Origin of the sequence: Tatumella saanichensis (genome assembly GCF_000439375.1) — a bacterium.
Taxonomy (GTDB): Bacteria; Pseudomonadota; Gammaproteobacteria; order Enterobacterales; family Enterobacteriaceae; genus Tatumella; species Tatumella saanichensis.
Window position 1 is genome coordinate 138,902 of sequence record NZ_ATMI01000035.1, and the last position, 21,597, is coordinate 160,498.

The 21,597-nt window shown below is 52.1% G+C and carries 19 protein-coding genes and 1 tRNA gene; 11 read left to right on the forward strand and 9 right to left on the reverse strand.

Going from position 1 to position 21,597, the window contains the following annotated elements; all coding sequences use genetic code 11:
* Positions 1-2 precede the first annotated feature (2 nt).
* Together DW47_RS0110355 and pepA are read right to left on the reverse strand one after the other, a co-directional pair.
* Positions 3-461 carry a DNA polymerase III subunit chi gene (locus DW47_RS0110355; protein ID WP_029686364.1) on the reverse strand — a complete coding sequence of 153 codons (459 nt, stop codon included), beginning with the start codon at positions 459-461 and terminating at the stop codon, positions 3-5.
* Between the two features lie 119 nt (positions 462-580).
* A complete protein-coding gene (pepA, locus tag DW47_RS0110360; protein ID WP_029686365.1) occupies positions 581-2,092 on the reverse strand; it encodes a leucyl aminopeptidase in 1,512 nt (503 codons plus the stop codon).
* 264 nt (positions 2,093-2,356) lie between these two features.
* Here pepA and lptF point away from each other — a divergent pair, with 264 nt between their 5' ends.
* Together lptF and lptG are read left to right on the forward strand one after the other, a co-directional pair.
* Positions 2,357-3,457: an LPS export ABC transporter permease LptF gene (gene lptF, locus DW47_RS0110365; RefSeq protein ID WP_029686366.1), complete on the forward strand. Its 1,101-nt coding sequence runs from the start codon at positions 2,357-2,359 to the stop codon at positions 3,455-3,457.
* A complete protein-coding gene (gene lptG / locus DW47_RS0110370; protein WP_029686367.1) occupies positions 3,457-4,533 on the forward strand; it encodes an LPS export ABC transporter permease LptG in 1,077 nt (358 codons plus the stop codon). The genes lptF and lptG overlap by 1 nt, the downstream gene beginning before the upstream one ends.
* A gap of 61 nt (positions 4,534-4,594) precedes the next feature.
* On the opposite strand, the gene DW47_RS0110375 is transcribed toward lptG, so the two are convergent.
* Together DW47_RS0110375 and DW47_RS0110380 are read right to left on the reverse strand one after the other, a co-directional pair.
* Entirely contained in the window at positions 4,595-5,869 is a 1,275-nt protein-coding gene (locus tag DW47_RS0110375; protein ID WP_029686368.1) for a DUF445 domain-containing protein, read from the reverse strand.
* Between the two features lie 98 nt (positions 5,870-5,967).
* Positions 5,968-6,891: a LysR family transcriptional regulator gene (locus tag DW47_RS0110380; RefSeq protein ID WP_029686369.1), complete on the reverse strand. Its 924-nt coding sequence runs from the start codon at positions 6,889-6,891 to the stop codon at positions 5,968-5,970.
* Positions 6,892-7,048: 157 nt separating this feature from the next.
* Here DW47_RS0110380 and DW47_RS0110385 point away from each other — a divergent pair, with 157 nt between their 5' ends.
* The gene (locus tag DW47_RS0110385; RefSeq protein ID WP_029686370.1) at positions 7,049-8,473 is read left to right on the forward strand and encodes a M20 family metallopeptidase; all 1,425 of its coding nucleotides are present in this window, start codon (positions 7,049-7,051) and stop codon (positions 8,471-8,473) included.
* Positions 8,473-9,735, forward strand: a complete 1,263-nt coding sequence (locus tag DW47_RS0110390) for an MFS transporter (protein WP_029686371.1) — start codon at positions 8,473-8,475, stop codon at positions 9,733-9,735. Before DW47_RS0110385 ends, DW47_RS0110390 begins: the two co-directional genes overlap by 1 nt.
* Before the next feature lie 52 nt (positions 9,736-9,787).
* Here DW47_RS0110390 and DW47_RS0110395 read toward each other — a convergent pair whose 3' ends face one another.
* Positions 9,788-11,290 (reverse strand): helicase HerA-like C-terminal domain-containing protein, encoded by a 1,503-nt coding sequence (locus DW47_RS0110395; RefSeq protein ID WP_029686372.1) that lies wholly within the window; start codon positions 11,288-11,290, stop codon positions 9,788-9,790.
* 409 nt (positions 11,291-11,699) lie between these two features.
* On the opposite strand from DW47_RS0110395, the gene DW47_RS0110400 reads away from it, so the two are divergent.
* Genes DW47_RS0110400 through DW47_RS0110410 form a run of 3 tightly spaced genes read left to right on the forward strand, consistent with a single transcriptional unit; the run spans position 11,700 to position 15,510 of the window.
* Positions 11,700-12,428, forward strand: a complete 729-nt coding sequence (locus DW47_RS0110400; RefSeq protein WP_029686373.1) for a gluconate 2-dehydrogenase subunit 3 family protein — start codon at positions 11,700-11,702, stop codon at positions 12,426-12,428.
* A gap of 30 nt (positions 12,429-12,458) precedes the next feature.
* Complete coding sequence (locus tag DW47_RS0110405) at positions 12,459-14,228, forward strand: GMC family oxidoreductase (RefSeq protein WP_029686374.1); 1,770 nt, start codon at positions 12,459-12,461, stop codon at positions 14,226-14,228.
* Positions 14,229-14,241: 13 nt separating this feature from the next.
* The gene (locus DW47_RS0110410) at positions 14,242-15,510 is read left to right on the forward strand and encodes a c-type cytochrome (protein WP_152473164.1); all 1,269 of its coding nucleotides are present in this window, start codon (positions 14,242-14,244) and stop codon (positions 15,508-15,510) included.
* A gap of 66 nt (positions 15,511-15,576) precedes the next feature.
* Here DW47_RS0110410 and DW47_RS0110415 read toward each other — a convergent pair whose 3' ends face one another.
* Complete coding sequence (locus DW47_RS0110415) at positions 15,577-16,251, reverse strand: MarC family NAAT transporter (RefSeq protein WP_029686376.1); 675 nt, start codon at positions 16,249-16,251, stop codon at positions 15,577-15,579.
* 415 nt (positions 16,252-16,666) lie between these two features.
* On the reverse strand, positions 16,667-17,305 hold the full coding sequence (locus DW47_RS0110420; protein WP_206537848.1) for a TetR/AcrR family transcriptional regulator: 639 nt from the start codon (positions 17,303-17,305) through the stop codon (positions 16,667-16,669).
* A gap of 54 nt (positions 17,306-17,359) precedes the next feature.
* Between DW47_RS0110420 and DW47_RS0110425 the strand changes: the two genes are divergently transcribed.
* Positions 17,360-18,157 carry an SDR family NAD(P)-dependent oxidoreductase gene (locus DW47_RS0110425; RefSeq protein WP_029686378.1) on the forward strand — a complete coding sequence of 266 codons (798 nt, stop codon included), beginning with the start codon at positions 17,360-17,362 and terminating at the stop codon, positions 18,155-18,157.
* Positions 18,158-18,491: 334 nt separating this feature from the next.
* Here the strand turns inward: DW47_RS0110425 and DW47_RS0110430 are convergent, their stop codons facing one another.
* The gene (locus DW47_RS0110430; RefSeq protein WP_029686379.1) at positions 18,492-19,019 is read right to left on the reverse strand and encodes a DUF2501 domain-containing protein; all 528 of its coding nucleotides are present in this window, start codon (positions 19,017-19,019) and stop codon (positions 18,492-18,494) included.
* Between the two features lie 266 nt (positions 19,020-19,285).
* Between DW47_RS0110430 and DW47_RS0110435 the strand changes: the two genes are divergently transcribed.
* The 3 genes from DW47_RS0110435 to DW47_RS0110445 all read left to right on the forward strand — a co-directional run bounded on the left by DW47_RS0110435 (position 19,286) and on the right by DW47_RS0110445 (position 20,445).
* Positions 19,286-19,370: transfer RNA gene (locus DW47_RS0110435), tRNA-Leu, on the forward strand.
* Between the two features lie 408 nt (positions 19,371-19,778).
* On the forward strand, positions 19,779-20,138 hold the full coding sequence (locus DW47_RS0110440; protein WP_029686380.1) for a type II toxin-antitoxin system RelE/ParE family toxin: 360 nt from the start codon (positions 19,779-19,781) through the stop codon (positions 20,136-20,138).
* Positions 20,122-20,445: a helix-turn-helix domain-containing protein gene (locus DW47_RS0110445; RefSeq protein WP_029686381.1), complete on the forward strand. Its 324-nt coding sequence runs from the start codon at positions 20,122-20,124 to the stop codon at positions 20,443-20,445. The genes DW47_RS0110440 and DW47_RS0110445 overlap by 17 nt, the downstream gene beginning before the upstream one ends.
* Before the next feature lie 277 nt (positions 20,446-20,722).
* Here DW47_RS0110445 and DW47_RS0110450 read toward each other — a convergent pair.
* The coding region (locus tag DW47_RS0110450; protein ID WP_206537849.1) for a hypothetical protein at positions 20,723-21,597 on the reverse strand (875 nt) is incomplete at its 5' end.

Consider the following 21,597-nt stretch of genomic DNA (forward strand, 5'->3'; position numbering starts at 1 on the left):
TGCTATGTCGTTTGGGGCGCCGGTAGCGTTGCCGTATTCAATTGGAAACCGACGCTGCGATACGCTTTATAGCGGTCACGCGCCAGTTGCTTCAGGGATTCGTCATCAGGGACAAAGTCTATCACTTCATGGAAAGCGGTAGCAAAATCTGCAAACCAGGGCAGCAGGGTGATCAACAGGTCGCGGGACGCGTTGCCTCGTTTCTCTGGCCAAGCCAATTCCACCGGTGCGCCATAACGCGGGCCTTCTCCGGCCAGATTATGGGGCACAAAACTCTCCGCCGGGCGTTGCCACAGGGCTTCATCGAGACGGATCGCTTGCTGTTCATTTTCACAGGCAATCAGAATACGTTTACCTTCGCGCCAGCGGGCCGCGGCCAGCTCGCAGGCCATCGCTTCCACCGCCGATAAAGACTGCTGTGGGATATCGGGGCCGGGAAGATAAAACGTGGCATTTTTCATGTGATTGCCTGTATTCCATGAAGTAAAAGAGTGACCAAAGTCACTCTGTGTAAAAAGAGATGGCCGCGTAACACCGTATCAGGCAACTTGTGGACAAGATGCCTGATACCGGCTGCGGTTTATTCGTCAGTGCCCAGGCCAGCACGGTTCAGCAGGAACTGTGACAGTAATGGCACCGGACGTCCGGTCGCGCCTTTAGCTTTACCGGAGCGCCATGCAGTACCGGCGATATCCAAGTGCGCCCAGTTATACCTACGGGTAAAGCGGGCCAGGTAGCAGCCAGCGGTGATGGCACCCCCTGGACGGCCACCGATATTCGCCATGTCCGCGAAGTTCGATTCCAGCTGTTCTTGGTACTCATCGGTCATCGGCAGACGCCATGCGCGGTCACCGGCCTGCTCGGAAGCACTGATTAACTCGTGCGCCAGCGGGTTATGGTTAGATAACAGTCCGCTGATATGGTGGCCCAGAGCGATCACGCAGGCACCGGTCAGGGTTGCGACATCGACTACCAGTTCTGGGTCGAAACGCTCGACATAGGTCAGAGTATCACAGAGCACCAGGCGGCCTTCGGCATCGGTGTTCAGCACTTCAACCGTCTGACCTGACATGGTGGTCAGGATATCACCTGGACGCATCGCACGGCCATCAGCCATGTTTTCACAGCCTGCCAGTACACCGACCACGTTAAGGGGCAGTTTCAGCTCAGCGACCATGCGCATTACACCGTAAACCGTCGCGGCACCGCACATATCATACTTCATTTCGTCCATGCCTTCTGCAGGCTTGATCGAGATCCCGCCAGCATCAAAGGTCAACCCTTTACCGACTAGCACGATAGGGCGCGCATCCGCATCCGGATGACCTTTATATTCAATCACTGACATCAGCGATTCATTCTGTGAACCGGCACCGACCGCCAAGTAGGCATTCATGCCCAGCTCTTTCATCTGCTGCTCGCCGATCACTCGGGTGGTGATGTTCTGGCTGTAGGCATCCGCCAACTGACGGGCCTGTGACGCCAGATAGGCAGGGTTACAGATGTTGGGTGGCATATTGCCAAGATCTTTCGCCGCTTTCACCCCAGCAGACACGGCCAGGCCGTGCTGAATGGCGCGTTCACCGCTGGTCAGTTCACGGCGAGTTGGCACGTTAAATACCATTTTGCGCAGCGGACGACGCGGTTCGGCTTTATTGCTTTTCAGCTGGTCGAAGCTGTACAGCGATTCTTTGGCTGTCTCAACAGCCTGACGCACTTTCCAGTAATTATTACGACCTTTAACATGCAGTTCGGTCAGGAAGCAAACCGCTTCCATGGAGCCGGTGTCATTCAGCGTATTGATAGTTTTCTGAATGATCTGTTTGTACTGGCGTTCGTCCAGTTCACGTTCTTTACCACAACCGATCAGTAGGATACGTTCAGACAGGATGTTCGGCACATGGTGCAATAACAGGGTCTGGCCGACTTTTCCTTCCAGCTCGCCACGGCGCAGCAGGGCGCTGATATAACCATCGCTGATCTTGTCCAACTGCTCGGCAATTGGCGACAAACGACGTGGTTCAAACACCCCGACCACAATGCAGGCACTGCGCTGTTTTTCCGGGCTACCGCTTTTTACACTGAACTCCATGTATTCTCCTGAATCTTAAAGACAACAGCCTTTGCTGTCGCTAGAATGTATAACTCTTAGTCTTATTATGAAACAGTTAAGCCAAGACAAACAGTCTGTTAACGTCATAATAAGCTAAGATCCCGGGGTTGAACCCCGGTATCCTGAGAAGGTGGTCATACAATTTTAGCCACGATGGCAGCCATTGATGAAGTAAAATGGCTAATAAGCGTTGAAGCTATCGACTTTCCTGCAAAAAGACAAGTTTTCACAGGCGTAATTAGCGTGATAATCATTAGATATCTGGTTCGGGAGACGCTCAAAAGTCAATTCGCCATTCTGTTTATCCTACTGCTTATTTTCTTTTGTCAGAAGCTGGTCAGGATCCTCGGTGCGGCGGTAGATGGCGATGTCCCCACAAATTTAGTTCTGACCCTTTTGGGGTTAGGCGTGCCTGATATGGCACAACTTATCTTACCTTTAAGTCTGTTTCTAGCGATCCTGATGACGCTAGGAAGACTGTATACCGAAAGTGAAATCACTGTCATGCATGCCTGCGGTCTTGGCAAAAGCGTGCTGGTGAAGGCTGCATTGATCTTGATGTTACTGACCTCTGCCATGGCAGCGGTCAATGTGGTATGGCTGGGCCCCTGGTCCTCCCGCTACCAGGACCAGGTGACACAGAATGCCCGTGCCAATCCGGGCTCCGCGGCACTGGCCGCTGGTCAGTTCCGCTCGTCCAGTGACGGTAACCAAGTTCTGTTTATCGAGAATGTGAAAGGTAACCAGTTCGGTAATGTCTTCCTGGCGCAGTTGCGACCGAAAGGTAATGCACGTCCATCAGTGGTACTGGCGGATCACGGGCATATGGTACAGCATGCGGACGGTTCGCAGACGGTAGTACTGGATAAAGGTACCCGCTATGAGGGGACCGCGATGCTGCGCGATTTCCGCATCACCGATTTTACCCAGTATCAAGCTTATATGGGCTACCGCCAAGCGACCTTGGATCCTAATGATTCCGACCAAGCCAGCATGAGCACCCTATGGCATAACCATACCCCAGCCTTCCGCGCCGAGCTGAACTGGCGTCTGACGCTGGTGTTCTCGGTACTGATCATGGCACTGATGGTGGTGCCGCTGAGCGTGGTCAACCCGCGCCAGGGACGGGTACTGTCGATGTTGCCGGCGATGTTGCTGTACCTGATTTTCTTCCTGTTACAGAGTTCGTTCCGGTCTAATGCGTCCAAAGGCAAGCTGGATCCGGCCGTTTGGATGTGGACGGTGAATATTGCTTACCTGCTGTTAGCCATTGCGCTGAATGTGTGGGATACGCTGCCGATGCGCCGTTTCAGAGCGAGTTTTAGCCGAAAAGGGGTTGCCTGATGTTTGGAGTTCTCGACCGCTATATCGGTAAAACCATCTTTAACACCATTATGATGACGTTATTTATGCTGGTGTCGTTATCCGGCATTATCAAATTCGTCGAACAGTTGCGTAAAACCGGCCAGGGTGCCTACACCGCCCTGGATGCCGGTTACTTTACCCTGCTGACAGTGCCCGCTGATTTAGAACTGTTTTTTCCGATGGCGGCCCTGTTAGGCGCGCTACTCGGACTGGGTAATCTGGCGCAGCGCAGTGAGCTGGTGGTAATGCAGGCTGCAGGCTTTACTCGTTTGCAGATCGCACTGTCAGTGATGAAAACCGCGATCCCGTTGGTGCTACTGTCGATGGCGATTGGCGAGTATGTTGCCCCTGCCGGTGATCAGATGGCCCATAACTATCGCGCCCAACAAATGCTAGGCGGGTCATTACTCTCTACCCAGGGCGGTTTATGGGCGAAAGACGGTAATAACTTTATCTTTATCGAGCATATCCGCAATGAAAATCAGCTGGATGGCGTCAGCATCTACCACTTTAACGGCCAGCGCCGCCTACAGAGCGTGCAGTATTCTGCTAATGCTCGTTGGGACAATGCGCAGCATCAATGGGATTTAACCCAGGTAGATCAATCAGACCTGACCAATCCGCAACAAATTACCGGTTCACAGTCGGTAAGCGGTGCGTGGAAAACCTCATTGACCCCGGAGAAACTGGGTGTGGTCGCGCTGGATCCGGATTCATTATCTATCCGTGGCCTGACCGACTATATCAAGTACCTGAAGCAGAGCGGCCAGAAAGCCGAACGTTATCAGCTTAACCTGTGGAGTAAAGTCATTCAGCCGCTGTCAGTGGCAGTGATGATGCTGATGGCGCTCTCCTTTATCTTTGGGCCGTTGCGCAGTGTGTCGATGGGGATGCGAGTGGTGACGGGGATCAGTTTTGGCTTTGTATTCTACGTGCTGGATAAAATCTTTGGGCCGCTGAGTCTGGTGTATGGCTTACCACCGTTCCTTGGGGCGATTCTGCCAAGTGCGGCCTTCTTCTCCGTCAGCCTCTATCTGCTGATTAAACGCCGTTAACCGGCGGTTGAAATGACAAAGGGACACTGCGGTGTCCCTTTTTTATGCCACGGCCTCTGAGTTAAAAATGGGGTAGGGCAATCAGCGCTGGGATTTCCGATAACAGAAATAACACCAGCCCAAGAGTCCCGCCGATCACCGTGCCGTTGATGCGGATCCGTTGCAGGTCATCACCAATATTCTGCTCAATCTGTGCCGACAGTTGCGCATCATCCCAACTTTTCACCGTATCGCTGATATGCCGTGTCAGAAAACGGGTGAACTCTGGCCCGGCCTGCACCACTGCCTGTTCAATATGGGTATTAAACGCCGCCCGCAGTTGCGGGTCTTGGCTAAGGGAATTGCCCAACCACAGGGTAGCGCGGGTGATCTGCTGGCCGGTTTGTGAGTCAGGGCGGATCATATCGGATTTCAGCCATTGGCTCAGGTCATCCCACAGTTCGCCGGTGTAGCGATTAAAGGTATCATCCTCTTTTAGCCACTGCTTTAAACGCGCCGTGCGGACCTGCATCTGCGGATCATGTTTCAGTGACTCGATAAAGCGGCTGACTGCCCGGTTAACGCTGTTGCGTAACTGATGCTGCTCATCTTCAGCGATATCCAGCAACAGGCTGTCGATCATCGCAGTCACTTTATCGGCACCTTTGACGCCCAGCCACTCTACCGACACGAGACGACTGATGGTCGGATACTCTTTGATAAACCACTGACTGATTTGCGAGGCGATAAACTCGCGGGACTGGGGAACCTGCAGTACTTTGGTCAGCTGACGGATCAGTGTATCCAGCAGCTCTTGATGGCGGTTTTCACGGGTCAGGCTCTCCAGCAGTAATACCGCCGCGTGGTTGAAATCTACGTTATCGATAGCACGGTTGATCCCCTGATGTAGAAAACGGCGGATATGTTCATCGCTGCCCGCTTTTAAAAAACCGCTCACCAGCTGGCGCACTAATTGGCTCAGTCGCTCGGCACTGTGCGGATCACTCAGCCAGTTAGCCAGTTTCTGTGACGGGTCATGGCGGCGGATCAGGGTCAGCAGGCTGTCGGTACTGAGGAATTTCTCTTCAACAAAACGGCCCAGGTTATCGGCAATTCGCTGTTTATTACGCGGAATAATGGCAGTCTTGCGGCGGGCAAAGGGGATCTCACGAAACAGTGCTGTCACCGCAAACCAGTCCGCCAGTCCGCCGACCATCGCCGCCTCGGCGATGGATTTCAGGCCACGTACCCACAGGATCTGCGGCAGAAACAGTGTCACCACAAACAGCAGGGTGGCGGCGGCCAGCAGTAGCCCTGCAACACCTTTAACAGTTTTAAAACCGGTTTTTTTATCCATATTGGCGCCTGATAATTCCTGAAAAAGCGAAGCGTACAGTGATCGCTGATAGCCTTAGCATAGCAACGGAAAGGCAACGACTGCCAAAAATCAGACAGTTATCCGTGTAGCGGTTCTTGGAACTGATCACTGCGTTTCTGTAGCTGCTCGGTCATAAACTCCAGAAACAGGCTCATGGCGGCGGAGTGCTGTCGTCCCGGCATCAGATGAATTTGCAGAGTACGCTGAGTAAGCTGATTAATATCCAAGCTGCGTAACACCAGCGGGTTATCTTCATTATTGAACGGAACAGTAAAACGGCTGCACAGTGTGACTGCCTGTGGCGTCTGGCGCAGGAAGTTATACAGGGTGGCAAAATTATTGCAGGTCAGGGTCGGTTCGATAAAGACCCCGTTCATCTGGCAGGAAAGATCGAACAACTGCCGCACGGTGGTGGTCTGATCGGTGAGGGCCACCGGATAACTGCTCAGATCCTGCAAACGGAAGGTATGGCTGGCTAACGGATGCTGTGCCGACATCACCACCAGGACCGGTGCCGGCCAGCTACCGGCGATTTGCACGCTGCGCTCAGGGTGCAAGCAAAACTGTAATCCCAGATCACACTCGCCACGGTTCAGGCTTTCTGACACCTGACGAACATTGCCAGCCTGAATATGAAAACTGACTGACGGATATTGCCGACGGAACAGCGAACACAACGCTGGCAGCAGATCATAGGCCAGCCCTTCAGTACAGGCGATACGGATGGCGGTGCGGCGTACCGCGGTCAGTCCTTTAATTTCCGATAAGGTCGCATCCATGTCTCGTTGGCTCTGGCGTAAACGGTGTTCAAAGATCTTGCCCGCATCGTTCAGCACCATCCCCCGAGCGTGGCGATCAAACAGTGGTACGCCTACTTCTTCTTCCAAACGTTGGATCTGCCGGCTGATGGCAGAAGTGGCGACAAACAATTGGCGGCTGGCGGCACTGAGTGAGCCACTGTCGGCCACCGCCAGAAAATAACGGAATTCGGTACTGAGCATCGATCTGCCTCACTGTGGTGCATGCTGTGTCATTGTGCAGTTTTCCATTGCTTTGAAAGCAACGCTTATTTGATATTTTTATAATTGCAGCAAAGGTCCAGAGTAGCTTAGATTGTTTGAACAATAAAATAATTCTGATAATAAACTGGACAGACTAATGACAGCTGAAAAAGCGATTGCCAACGCCAGGGCCTGGTTCGACAGCGGGGAATTTAAACAGACACTGGCCCGCCGTATTGCCATCCGTTCCGAAAGCCAGCGTGATGACCGTGATGAAGACATTCAGGTCTATCTGCAACAAGAAATCACGCCGGCTATGGAAGCGATGGGATTCACCCTGACGTCCCTGGAAAACCCCAAAGCTCCAAAACGGCCAATGGTACTGGCGACCCGTATCGAAGATCCGGCACTGCCGACCCTGCTGTGCTACGGCCACGGTGATGTGGTGTTTGGGGACGACGAAAACTGGCGTGAAGGCCTAGACCCGTGGCAGCTGATCGAAGAAGGCGATCGCTGGTACGGACGCGGCAGTGCTGACAACAAAGGTCAGCATTCCGTGAATATCGCGGCCCTAGAGCAGATTTTTGCGTTACGCGGTGGCCGTCTCGGCTTTAACTGCAAGTTCTTGTTTGAGATGGGCGAAGAAATCAGCTCCCCGGGCCTGGCGGAGATCTGCCAGCAGCACGGCGAGTTACTCAGTGCGGATGTGTTTATCGCCTCCGATGGTCCACGTCTGGATGCCACCAGCCCGACCCTATTCCTTGGTTCACGCGGGGCCGTCAATGTCCGTCTGACCATCCACGCCCGTGATCGCGATTACCACTCCGGCAACTGGGGCGGTCTGCTGACCAACCCGGCGACCCGCTTGTGTAACGCGATCAGTAGTCTGGTCAACCAGCATGGTCAATTACAGGTCAGTGCCCTGAAGCCACCGGCCATTAGCGACAGTGTCCGTAAAATTCTCAGCGAGATTAACTTGCAACCGGGGAGTGATAGCCCAGAAATCGACCCGAACTGGGGCGAAGCTGGTCTGACGCCGGTTGAGCGTCTTTACGGCTGGAACACCCTAGAAGTGCTGGCAATGACTGGCGGTAACCCACAGCGTCCGATGAACGCAATCCCGGGCAATGCAACTGCGGTCTGTCAGTTACGTTTCGTGGTGGGTACCGACTGGGAAAATATTGGTCGTCATCTACAAGACCATCTGGCGTCACAGGGCTTTGCCGATGTGCAGGTTGACGTGCTGCGCGGCACACCGGCCACTCGTCTTGATCCGCAAGACCCGTTGGTGGGCTGGGCGCTAACCTCTATGCAGACCAGCAGCGGTAAAAAACCGACCTTACTGCCAAATCTCGGCGGATCACTGCCGAATGATGTCTTTGCCGATATCCTCAATCTTCCGACCCTGTGGGTACCTCATTCCTATCCGGCTTGTGGTCAGCATGCGGCTGATGAACATATGCTGAAATCCATCGCTCGTGAAGGTCTGATCATGATGACGCATCTGCTGTGGGAGTTCGGTGAGAAAGGTGAGCAGTTAGTGGCAAGCCATCAGGCGTATCAGCAGCAGGGGCAGGCGTAATGAGCAACACGACTGCCCGTCCGGCACCCAACCTGTATAAAACCCTGTTTTCGACCTGTGTCGGAAATGCCTTAGAATGGTTTGATATCGCGGTCTATGCCTTTTTTGCCCGTTATATTGCCCATGAATTTTTCCCGACTCAGGATCCGTCGGTCTCCATGCTGCTGACCTTTGGTAGTTTCGGCGTCTCCTTCCTGATCCGTCCATTAGGGGCGATTGTGCTGGGCAACTACGCCGACCGCCATGGACGAAAAAATGCCCTGATGTTATCCATTATTCTGATGACATTAGGCTGTGCGATGATCGTCTTTATGCCGGGCTATGCCACTATTGGTCTGGCGGCTCCGGTCTTGATCTTACTGGCACGTCTGATCCAGGGGTTTTCTGCCGGCGGAGAATTTGGCAGTTCAACTGCTTTCCTGGTCGAGCACTTTCCGCAGCGTAAAGCCTTCATTGCCAGTTGGCAGTTTGCCACCCAGGGAGCCAGTACCTTATTGGCCTCTGCGTTTGGTCTGGGATTAACCCAGTACCTAACGGATGCTGAAATTCAACAGTGGGGCTGGCGTATCCCGTTTGTTTTCGGCCTGCTGATTGGCCCAGTCGGTCTGTATATTCGTCGTCATGTTCATGAGCCGGAACAGTCTGTCAAACAGCGCGCCGTAGAATCTCCGCTGAAAAAGCTGGTCACCGGTCAACGCCATCTGTTAGTGCTGGCCGTCGGTTTGATGGTGATCTCTACCGGTATCAACTACATGCTGAACTATGTACCGACCTATGCCACTAAAAACCTGCATCTGCCAGGCAAAGCAGCCTTTACTGCGACTCTGTTAGGCGGGATTATTCTGACGGTGATCACACCGCTAGCGGGCTTACTGGCGGAGAAAATTGGCCGCCGTCCGCTGATGTGGACCTCGCTGGTGTTACTGTTGATCACCATCTACCCAGCCTTTAGCATGGTGGTCAGCCATCCGGATGCGACGATGTTGATCCTGCTGGTGGGGTGGTTGGCGCTGCTGAAATCGATCTACTTCGCGACAGTCCCGTCGATGATGGCGGATCTGTTCCCCGTCAGTACCCGTGCCAGTGGCATGGCGATCAGCTACAACATCGCGGTCACCGTATTCGGTGGTTTTGCACCGCTGATTTGTAGCCTGTTGATCACCGCTACCGGCACCTCACTGGCCCCAGGCTATTATCTGATGGCGCTGGCGGTACTGAGTAGCTTAGCAATGATCAGTGCTAAACGGCATCAGCCAGCTTGATCGCGTTAAGTGCAAAAAAGGGGCCTTGCGGCCCCTTTTTTACGTTTAGCGTTTACTTTCGGCCGCCGAACAGACTGCCTAATACTCCGCGTAAGATCTGGTTAGTCACTTGGCGGGTAGCACTTTTAGCCATAGTCTGTACTACGCCATCATGTTTGCCACCCCGCGGACCGGTGTAGCCGAACAGGATCTTCTTCAGTCCATCCATAATAGGGCTTTCTTCACTACTGTCTTGGCCTTTCGCCTGCGGGGCATTGCTCTGTTCACCGGCGGCTTGGACGCCTTTCTGTAGTAATTCATAGGCGGACTCTCGGTCCACCACTTCGTCATATTTGCCGTACAGCGGCGAGTGATTAATCAGCGCATTACGCTCATCTGCGGTCAAAGGCCCCATCCGCGAACCCGGAGCGATCACCATCGCCCGTTCGGTCACTGAGGGACTGCCTTTTTCATCGAGGAAAGAGATCAGTGCTTCACCGGTTCCCAACTGTTGAATAGCTTCTGCCATATCAAAGCCGGGATTCGCCCGCATGGTGGTAGCGGCGGCTTTCACCGCTTTTTGATCACGCGGCGTAAAGGCACGCAGGGCATGTTGCACCCGGTTCCCTAACTGACCTAATACGATGTCGGGAATATCTGCCGGATTCTGACTAACAAAATAGACGCCGACTCCTTTGGAGCGGATCAGGCGCATAACCTGCTGAATTTTTTCCAGTAACACATCCGGCACATCGTCAAACAGCAGGTGAGCCTCATCAAAGAAAAACACCAGTTTCGGTTTCTCCAGATCCCCAGCTTCTGGTAACTGTTCGTACAGTTCAGACAGCATCCACAGCAGGCTGGTGGCGTACAGTTTCGGCATCTGATAGAGCTTCTCAGCACTAAGAATATTGATGATGCCGCGGCCCTGATCATCAGTCCGCATCCAGTCGCGGATATCTAGCATCGGTTCACCGAAGAAATGTTCCGCTCCCTGTTGTTCCAGCGCCAGTAGACCGCGCTGGATAGCACCGACCGAGGCAGTGCTGATATTGCCGTATTCGGTGGTAAAGGCTTTGGCATTTTCGCCGATAAACTGCACCATGGCGCGCAGATCTTTAAAGTCCAACAGTAACATGCCGCGATCATCGGCAATACGGAACACGATCTGTAACACTCCAGACTGCACTTCATTAAGGTTCAGTAACCGTGCCAACAGCAGCGGGCCAAGATCCGATACCGTGGCCCGTACTGGGTGACCTTTCTCACCAAAAATATCCCACAGCACCACTGGGTTAGCCTGTGGCTGCCAGTCATCTGCCGCACCGATTTTTTCCAGTCGTGCTTGCAGCTTTTCACTGCTTTCACCGGGTTTAGCAATGCCGCTGAGGTCACCTTTGACATCAGCCATAAACACCGGCACACCAATGGCGGAGAAAGATTCGGCCATTTTCTGCAGGGTAACGGTTTTTCCTGTGCCGGTGGCCCCGGTGATCAGTCCATGACGGTTAGCCAGCGCAGGCAGCAGATTAAGGGTCAGTTCCCGAGTTCGGGCGATCAGTAATGGATCAGTCATACGGTTTAGTCTCTGGTGTTAACGTCTGTGATGGTCGGTTACCCGCATCCTGCGGGCATCAGCTTCTATCTGTTGTCCGCGATCCATTCAGCAGGATACCGCACAGATTTACAATTAAGGGGTAGATAACAGTGAATAAAACTATAGCGACAGTCGGCTAAAAAATATACCCATGAATTTATCGGGGATATGGCATTTTTTACCCTCAGAGACCACGCTTAATTTAGCCAGTGGACAACAAGATTATGAAGTGATTATCTGAGGTCAATTATGTTATTAACATATTAAAATAATGTGCTGCATGGTGTAATGTAATCGTTTTCATTGTTAGTGAAATATTGGTTTTCGTCGTGCCTGGGTCACATAGGCAGAAAATAATGACACTATGAGCAAATGAGAGTCGTCGCTTATGCTTTTGCAAAAAAACACCACTCGCCGTAAATTTCTGCTCGGTTCACTGATGGCATTGCCACTGACAGAGCTGGTCCTTAAGGGCTTAACCGCCGCGCAGGCTGCAGAAATGGCCGCCCCGGATCTGGATCACTACCAGCCGGTCTTTTTTAACCCCGAAGAATGGCAGTTTATCCTCGCCGCCACCGACCGCATTATCCCCGCCGGCGGACAGGGCAAAGCCCCTGGAGCACTGGAAACCAATGTGCCGATCTTTATCGATCAGCAATTGCATGACCAGCACTTTGGTAAAGAGATCTATATGCAGGGGCCGTTTAACCCCCATGCACCGGCCACCATGGGCTATCAGATCCCGTTCTACCCGCAACAGATTTATCAGACCGGTATTCGTCTGACTAATCAGTGGAGCCAACAAAACCTGCAGAAACCTTTCCATGAGCTCTCAGAGCAGGATAAAAACAAGGTGCTGACGGCGTTACAGAAAAACACCCTCGATTTTTCTGCCCTTGGAGAAAATACCCTTAAGGCCTCGCAGTTCTTCACCCAACTGCTCGGGGAGACCAAACACGGTTATCTGGCCGACCCGATGTATGGCGGAAATAAAGGGATGAAAGCCTGGATTGCGATTGGCTTCCCGGGGGCGCGGGCCAGTTATCTCGAATGGGTCAAACAACATAACGTCAAGTACCCATTAGGTCCGGTCAGTCTGTTGGGCGAAACCGCCTGATCAGCGTTTTTCTGAATAACAAGGTTTGCTATGGCTCAGATAACTAAAAAAGAAGTGGATGTCGTCGTCTGTGGATTCGGCTGGGCAGGTTCATTAATGAGTATTGAGCTTGCGATGGCGGGACTGCGTGTACATGCCCTGGAAAAGGGTCCAGAGCGTGACTACGAAGCCTTTGCGTACCCGAAACCGGCGGATGAATATGCCTATGCGGTGCGTAACAAAGTCATGACCACCCCGGCGGATTCCGCCGTCACCGTGCGTTACACCATGCAGGACACCGCACTGCCAACCCGTAAGTGGGGGGCTTTTGTGCCTGGCGGCGGTGTCGGCGGGGCCGGAATGCACTGGACCGGTGTCCTGCTGCGTCCGACCCCAACGGATATAAAATTAAAGACCTATGCCGATCAGGCTTACAAGCCAGGTGTGTTGCAGGAAGATATGCGGGTCATGGACTTCCCGTTCAGTTGGGATGAAATTGAACCCTGGTTTGAAAAGTTTGAGCGTATCTGTGGTCTGTCCGGTGATACCGGCAACTTGCGTGGCGAGATCCAAGCAAAAGGTGACCGCTTTGAAGGGCCGCGAGCCAATCCGATGCCACTGCCCGCGCTGGAAAATACCCTGAACTGCGACATGTTCAGTGAAGTCACCCAAAAAATGGGGTATCACCCATTCACTATCCCATCCGCTGCAGCCTCCCGTGCCTGGACCAACCCTTACGGCAACACGATAGCCCCTTGTAACTATTGTGGCTACTGCTCGAAATATCCGTGCCTTAATTACTCAAAAGCTTCACCGCAAACTGCTGTCCTCGACTCGCTGAAACGCATGGAGAACTTCTCCTATGAGGTCAATGCGGAAGTGCTGCGGGTGGTGTTGCATGATGATAAGAAAACCGCCAAAGGGGTGATCTACATCGATGAGCAGGGCAATGAGTGTTTCCAACCGGCGAAGATCGTGGTGCTCAGTAGCTTCCAATATTACAACGTGCGTCTGATGCTGTTATCCGGTATCGGCCAGCCCTACAACCCGATTACCGAAGAAGGGGTTGTGGGCCGTAACTACGCTTTCCTGAGTAATGGTGCCGCCACCCTGTTCTTTAAAGACAAGAACTTTAACCCGTTTGTCAGCTCCGGCCCGACCGGTACCCAGTTTAATGATATTTCACCGGGTAACTTCGACGGTCCGGGCTTGGGCTTTATCGGTGGGGCCAAAGTACAGAGTGCTCAATCCACCGGTACGCCGATCAGTACTGCACTCCCACCGGGGACCCCTGCTTGGGGAGCTGGCTGGAAACAAGGACTGGAAGAGTGGTACGGCCATTCGATGAAAGTCGGCATTACCACTTCCTGCATGTCCTACCGTGATGTGTATCTGGACCTTGACCCAACCTATAAAGATCACCACGGCCAGCCATTACTGCGCATGACCTTTAACTGGAAGCGTAACGAACTGCTGCTGCAACAGCATCTGAAAGGGGTGGTGGGGGACATTGTGAAAGAACTGAACCCAGATAGCTACAGCATGAGCTTCTTGCCAATGGGTGCGGACTTTGACCTGACTAAATATGTCTCTACCCATAACGTCGGCGGTGCGGTGATGGGAGACAACCCGAAAACCTCGGCCTTGAACCGTTATCTGCAAAGCTGGGATGTTCATAACGTCTTTGTGCCCGGAGGTAATGCGTTCCCGCAGAATTTCCAGTCGAACCCGACCAATACCATCGGTGCGATCACACTGATGGCTGCCAATGCGATCAAAGAACAGTATCTGAAAAATCCCGGCCCACTGGTACAGGTGTAAGTGAATGATAAAAATGACCTTTAAACGCCTTCTGTTGGCGAACGGTATTTTTCTGGCCCTCGGGCTGGCCTCTCAGGCGCAGGCGGCGGACAACAATCAGGATCAACTGATCAAACAGGGTGCCTATCTGGCGCGGATGGGCGATTGTACCGCCTGTCATACCTCGCAAGGTCACCCTGACTTTGCTGGCGGGCTGGCGATTAAGTCCGACCTGGGCACCATCTATTCCACCAATATCACCCCCGACAAACAGAAGGGTATCGGTAATTATACCGAGCAGCAGTTTGCCGATGCGGTGCGCAAAGGGGTCAAGCCAGATGGCAGTTACCTCTATCCGGCCATGCCCTATCCGGACTACGCGCAGATCAGTGATGCGGACATCCATGCCCTGTATACCTACTTTATGCAGGGTGTCCCGGCCAGTCAGTATCAGCCACCGGCCACTGACCTGAGCTTCCCGTTCAGCCAACGCTGGGGCATGCGCTTCTGGAATATGGTGTTTACCTCGGATAAACCTTTCCAGCCGATCGGTGGGGCCTCTGAGCAGGTCAATCGCGGTGCCTATATTGTGGAGTCCCTTGGCCATTGTAGCAGTTGTCATACGCCGCGTGGTTTTGCCATGAATGAGAAAGCCCTCAACAGTAGCAGCAGCGATTTCTTGGCTGGGGGGGCGCTAAATGGTTGGGATGTACCATCGTTACGAGGTATTGCCCGCTGGAGCCCGCAGGAGATTGTCGATTATCTGCAGACCGGCCGTAACGATAAAGCCGGGGTTGCGGGTGAGATGACCTCGGTGGTCGAACACAGTACCTCCTATATGACCGACAGTGATCTGCAGGCGGTAGCGGCCTATCTGAAGTTCCTCGGGGGCAATCCGCCACTGCAGGCCTATGATCAGCAGAAAAACCAAGCCACCACCGATAAACTGACAGCGGCGACCAACCTCACTCAGGGCGAAACCCTCTACCTAAATAACTGTGATGCGTGTCACTTTGCAAACGGATTGGGCGCGCCACGGGCGTTCCCGCAGCTTGATCAGGCATCGATTGTGAATGCCAAAGATCCTCAAGGGCTGATCCATATCATCCTGCAGGGGGCGCAGTTACCGTCAACGGCCAAAGCACCATCAAAATTGGCTATGCCGGGTTTTGCCCACCGTCTGTCCGACGATGAAGTAGCCAAACTGGCGACCTTCGTCCGTCAGGGCTGGAGTAATAATGCCTCGGCGGTCACCGCCGATCAGGTGAAAAAAGTGCGCGACAGTCTGCCAAAACAGCAGTAAGTCTGCGGCTATCTGTCAAAAAACCGGGGGAGTCCCCGGTTTTTTTAGGCCTTGCGGCAGGGAGAATTACTTTAGATGGGTGACCACATCCACCACACCATTAATCACAAACTGCACGCCCATACACACCAGCAAAAAGCCCATCAGCCGGGAAATCGCTTCGATGCCGCCTTTGCCCACCAAACGCATAATGGCCCCTGAACTGCGCAGACAAATCCACAGCAGCAGTGACACTAGGATAAAGGTCGCCACCGGCGCGATATGGATCACCCAGGCCGGGAAATCGCCGTTTTTAATGGTCGAGGCACTGCTGATAATCATCGCGATAGTCCCCGGCCCAGCGGTACCGGGCATGGCCAGCGGCACAAAGGCAATATTGACCTTGGTTTCGGGGGAGGGCGCATGATCGATTTCGTCCTTTTTATGCTGCACCTCCGGCGTGTTGTGCATCTTCTGCGCCGGAAACAGCATACTAAAGCCGATAAAGGTCACGATCAGCCCGCCGGCGATCCGCAGCCCGGGGATCGAGATACCGAAGGTATTCAGCACCGCGTTACCGGCATACCAGGCGACCGCCATAATCAGGAACACATAGACCGATGCCTGAAATGCCTGACGATTACGCTCGGCGAAATTCATTTCCCCAGACAAACCCAAAAACAGCGCCACGCTGGTCAGGGGGTTTGCCAGCGGCAGTAACACCACCAGACCTAGGCCGATTGCTTTGATTAATTCCTGCATAATGTCCTCTGTTGTTTGATTACCCCGTTGAGCGATCACAACGGCGGAAATCAATGAGTTACTGCCTGTAGAGACATAATGCAGCCAGTGACCGCCAATGTCACCTAATCGTACTACTGTGATTGATTAAATCGCGTGCGGTATAGCGTTCAGGACAGAGCGCGACGAACGCCTACTTCCCCTATTGAGAGGGGGAAGTAGGGAACTGCTGTGACTGTTGGACGACAGGTCGAAAAAGGGAAGCAAAGTATGTTGCCGTTATCTCGACCAACAGCACCGTCAGGGTATCGTGGACCAAGCAAGCGCCACTGCTATTGTTGGCTGAGGTCTCCCCGTCGGGCGGAAAAGCTCTTTGTTGCAGGTTAACTCACAGAACAAAATCAACGAGATACGGAATACACCTGCGAACGGTTGTCTACTGGGGGGACGGGAGAGTTGTAGACGGTATGGCGTCGAGTGCCACTGCGACGGTCTCTTGCAACTCCTTCAGGCTGTACCCGTCACGTGCCTGGATAGCCATCCCTTGCATCACCGCGGTAATAAAACGAGACAGACGCTCAGCCTGCGGTTCTGTGACCCAATTCATCAGTTTCTTCGCGAGTAAGATGCGGAAAGCGGTACGACGCTGGGCTAATTCTTGTACCAAATCAGCATGATCGGGATGACTGCCGATCATGCCAGTATTGAGCATGCAACCCATCTCACCTTTCGGGTCCAGCAGCCCTTGCGCTGTGCCGTCGAGTAGGAGAAATACCCCTTGATGAAGCGATGTTGCGGCATCCATGAAGGACAGATCCGAAGCCCCCCTGATTTCCGCATAATGGTTCAGCGCCTCGCGATAAAGCTCTGCCTTATTGCCAAACGCAGCGTACAGACTAGGGGCGGCGACACCAATCGCGGTAGTGAGGTGCTGGAAGGATACACCGTCATAACCGTGCCGCCAGAATAAGCGCATAGCAGTGTCCAGCGCGGCATCTCTATCGAAGCCACGTGGTCTGCCGCTTTGTTTTTTTGGGAAGGTTTTCATAACGGCTATTAAACAATAGTTTGACAATCTCAATCAACCTCCACATTATTTAATGACTATTAAATAATGTGGAGGTGTTTTATGTCATCCGTCAATTCCGTTGCCGTCATTACCGGTGCATCATCTGGCATCGGTGCCGTGTACGCCGACAGACTCGCGGCGCGAGGCTATGACCTTATCCTGGTCGCCCGACGGGGTGATCGCCTGAGTAATCTTGCAGACACCTTATCGGGTCAGTATCGGATCACGGCTCAAGTCGTCGCAGCCGATTTGACGACTGAGCCTGGTCTGGCGCAGGTCGAGAAAATTCTACGTTCAGACGAACGTATAGCGCTGCTGGTGAACAATGCCGGTAACGGTAAGCTGAGCAGTACTGCTGACATGTCCGATACCGATACGACGTCGACAATTGCCCTCAATATAGTGGCACCTACGCGACTGGCACGCGCTGTTCTACCGGCCTTTTTGCATCGAAATACTGGGGCTATTATTAATATTTCTTCGGTAATGGCGTTCAGTGCCCTGCCTATCACGACGCTCTACAGTGCCACCAAGAGTTATTTGCTGATGTTCAGCCGTGGGCTACAGAGTGAGTTGGCCGGAACCGGTATCCGAGTACAGGCGGTGTTACCTGCAGGTACAGCCACCGAGTTTTACGACCAGGCTGGCATTCCACTTTCGGCATTTGATCCTGCCGCGGTCATGACGACCGAAAACCTTGTCGATGCTGCTCTGTCCGGTTTCGATGCAGGCGAAACAGTCACGCTTCCATCCGTTCACGATGTTGCTCTCTGGTCTGCTTATGATGAAGCGCAAAATGCATTGTTCGGTGCAACCCAAGTAGGTGTTCCGGCCCCGCGCTACGTCAAGGACCAATAACAGGCAGGTCCATGAGGCATGGGGCGGGTCATGACCTCTTGGTACCGTATCTGAGAACGTCTTAAGCGATGTATGGAGAGTTTGTCGGGGTAGGGAAGGGATCAATACCTTCCCTTACTCCATGGGCATCAGCATGATTTTCTAGCCAAGATGGGGATGAATTGTGAACGGACTTTACGGCACTCAATATGCGTGAAGGTCGAAAAATAGCGATAAAGGCAGGAATAAAAACACATCGCCCTACGACGAACCGTCGGCTATTTATCATCAGCATTCAGCACTTCTTTTACCGTCATAGAGCAAGATGTGCAGGCGAATGCCTGCACTAAGGGAATTACATACCGAGGTATTTTTTACCCTGTTCCAGCACCACATTACAGGCTTTGGTTTTCAGCTTGGCGCCGAGAGGGGTCTCACCCAGGGCCTTCAGGTTGATTTTCTGGTCACTGCCGGTATTCAGCAGTCCTTCAACCCCTTCCAGATAACCACTCTGGCTCTGTTGCTCGCTGCTGCTGGTCAGACCCAGCTTGCTTTTCAGCTGATCCGTCACAGACGACACATTGTTTTTAACCAGGTTATTTTCAGCACAGTACTGCAGGACCCCAGTGGCATTGCTCATGCTGTTGGAGCTCACTGCTTTATTACCACCGTTCAGCAGACCGGTAATAGAAGACAGTGACAAGCCACTGCCGGTACTGGTGCCGGTGCCGGTGCTCTGGCTGCTGGTGGCTGACGAAGAATTCATTAAGTCAGATGCTGTGCTGCTCAGCTTATCCTGCCAACTTGCGGCACTGGCGGATGCGCTGACCATGGCGGCAACCAATCCGATTGCCAGTAAAGGTTTACGTGTCATTTTAGTCATTAAAAACTGCCTCTTTTAGCTCATCTTTTACCACTGACAGAGTTTAGTCCCTAATTGGCAGAGATCAGTTCCTTTTTTCACAAAATCGCTACCTTGACGCAGAATTTAAGATTCCTCCGCCGCTCAGCAGTGAGTTGCCGATTTATCCGTCAACCAATCGGCAAGGATGGGTGTTTTTTCGACAGTCAGTGCATTGTGTTACGGATTCACCTTGCACCTCGCGGCACTCAAGGTATAATCCCATTGTTTTCCGCATACCCTTCAGTGCCGAAGTGGCGAAATCGGTAGACGCAGTTGATTCAAAATCAACCATCGAAAGATGTGCCGGTTCGAGTCCGGCCTTCGGCACCAAGTATGCAATCTAAGTCGCTCAAAAGCGGCTTTTTTTGTGCCTGAGATTTAGTCTCCTCATTAAATAAAGTGACGCGATGTAATGCAGTTCACTCTGCCCATACAAAAGTCTACACATAAGAACTTCACGTTATTTCGAGCTCTATTCACAACTATTGCAATCACTCCTTTCAGGAGAGTAATCGAGGGCATCTCACATCGATTGGAAATTCAGCCCCCAACTGAAACTCAATTTCCGCCAAATCGTAAACATTCCCGCAACAAGAACCACGCACCGTTCCCTAATCGTACCAATACACAGTTAACACTACTGCCGAATCCTATTTTTTCCGATACGCTTTGCATCAGTAAGAGAAACGGCGTAGTCTGACACTTAGTGCTATAGTAAAGCTAACAGGATGTCAGCCTATGCGCGTATTCAAAACGAAATGGTTCAGCAAAGCGGCCAAATCTCACGCGATTAAAGACGGTGAGCTATGTTTGGCTATTCAGGCGGTGATACTAGGGAAAGCGGATGACCTCGGTGGAGGTGTCTATAAGAGACGCCTGAGTCAGAATCGTGACCGAGCCATCGTCTTGGCGAAGGGTGGCAAGCATTGGTTCTATACCTTCCTCTATGCCAAGCAGGATAGGGCAAACATCAATCATAGCGAACTGGCCGGGTTTCGTGAACTGGCTAAACACTATGCAGCCCTAACTAATGAAATGATGATGGCATTGATTAAAAATCGTGAGTTGGTGGAGATTTGTCATGACGGCAAAGAGTAAATATAACAGTCCAGCACTGGAGGCCATCCACAGCGCGGCTTCTGGATTATTCAGCGTTGATGCCATTTCCCAAGAAACGATGCGCAATTTTGATGAGGCCTGCTTGAGCCCTGTAGACGATCTGCAACCCGTTGAGATTAAGGCACTACGCGAGAAATTGCACGTTAGTCAGCCGGTTTTTGCCCGCTATCTGAATACCAGCGTCTCAACTGTACAGAAATGGGAAAGTGGTGCAAAACGTCCAAGCGGATTATCACTGAAATTGCTTACTGTGGTGCAAAAGTATGGTCTTAAGGTGTTGGTGTGATTTAGTGCAGTGGCTTAGCTATTTTATACGATAATTTTCGACCTAATTTGATGAGACACTGAGTACCAAAAGCGGAAATGTTTTCTGATGGCTAGCTTCTGACATATTTAGATAGTGACCAAATGCATATCATTTCTCAGACATGCCAACTCATAGTTTAACAAGGCGAGATATATACTGGATGAAGGAACGGATCAATGGCCAGGGGGTTATTGGTAAAAAAAGAGCATTTCTTTTTAGAAATGCTCTGCAGGTATGGCTATACGGGAGTTACTGATTATAAAGGCTGATTCAATGCTGGGGTACCGAAAGCGGCGAGTTTCGCATTGGACAGTGCAAACCATTGCTGCCAGAAACTTTGCAGACTATCCAAAGTCTTACCACCGATATAATGGCTATCAGTACTTGTCATTAAGCCGGCCCCTAATACATAAACTTTGGCACCGTCCAGGTCTGCGAAGAGGCCTTGGTTTCGCACATTTGAGAGTACTAAGGGGACATTTAAACGACGGATCTGGTTATGCTGATAAAAGGAAGCAGCATCACTGTTTTCCAACATATCACTCACCAGAAAAATAATACGCTGATGGGCCGGAGTAGCTTTAAGATCCTCTCCAATACTCTTCAGAGAGTGCATAATCTCACTTTTTGGGATGTCACTCTTTGAATCCTGCATTGCTTTTACCAGAGATCTTCCCCATGTCTCGATAAATTGAGATTTTTGCTGGCTGAGGCAATCATCTAAATCTGACAGGTCATCCATAGGAATATCACCCCGGGAGGAGGCTGTAGGCAGTGGATCCAGAGTATTATCAGCAACTAGTTGCATATATTGGCCCGGAACCAGAGCAGAAAAAGTATAGAGTTTTACCTCATCCCCCGGTGCGATAAATGAAGCAACTTTGTTCCATACATCATGCTGCAAGGCATCAGGTAATACGACAGTTTGATCTATTACCACGGTAAGTTGCCTTCCGCTACCGGAAGGTTGCCATTGCTGAGTATGCGTTCTTGAATAACAACTGCCAGAATTAAAGCTCTGTGCAGCAGCGGCCCCGAGTGAAATACAGAGGCTGGCTGTTAAACTTATCGCTAAGACTATTTTCTTCAAATCCATTATTATTACTCTTGTACTGAAGGTGTCCGATATTT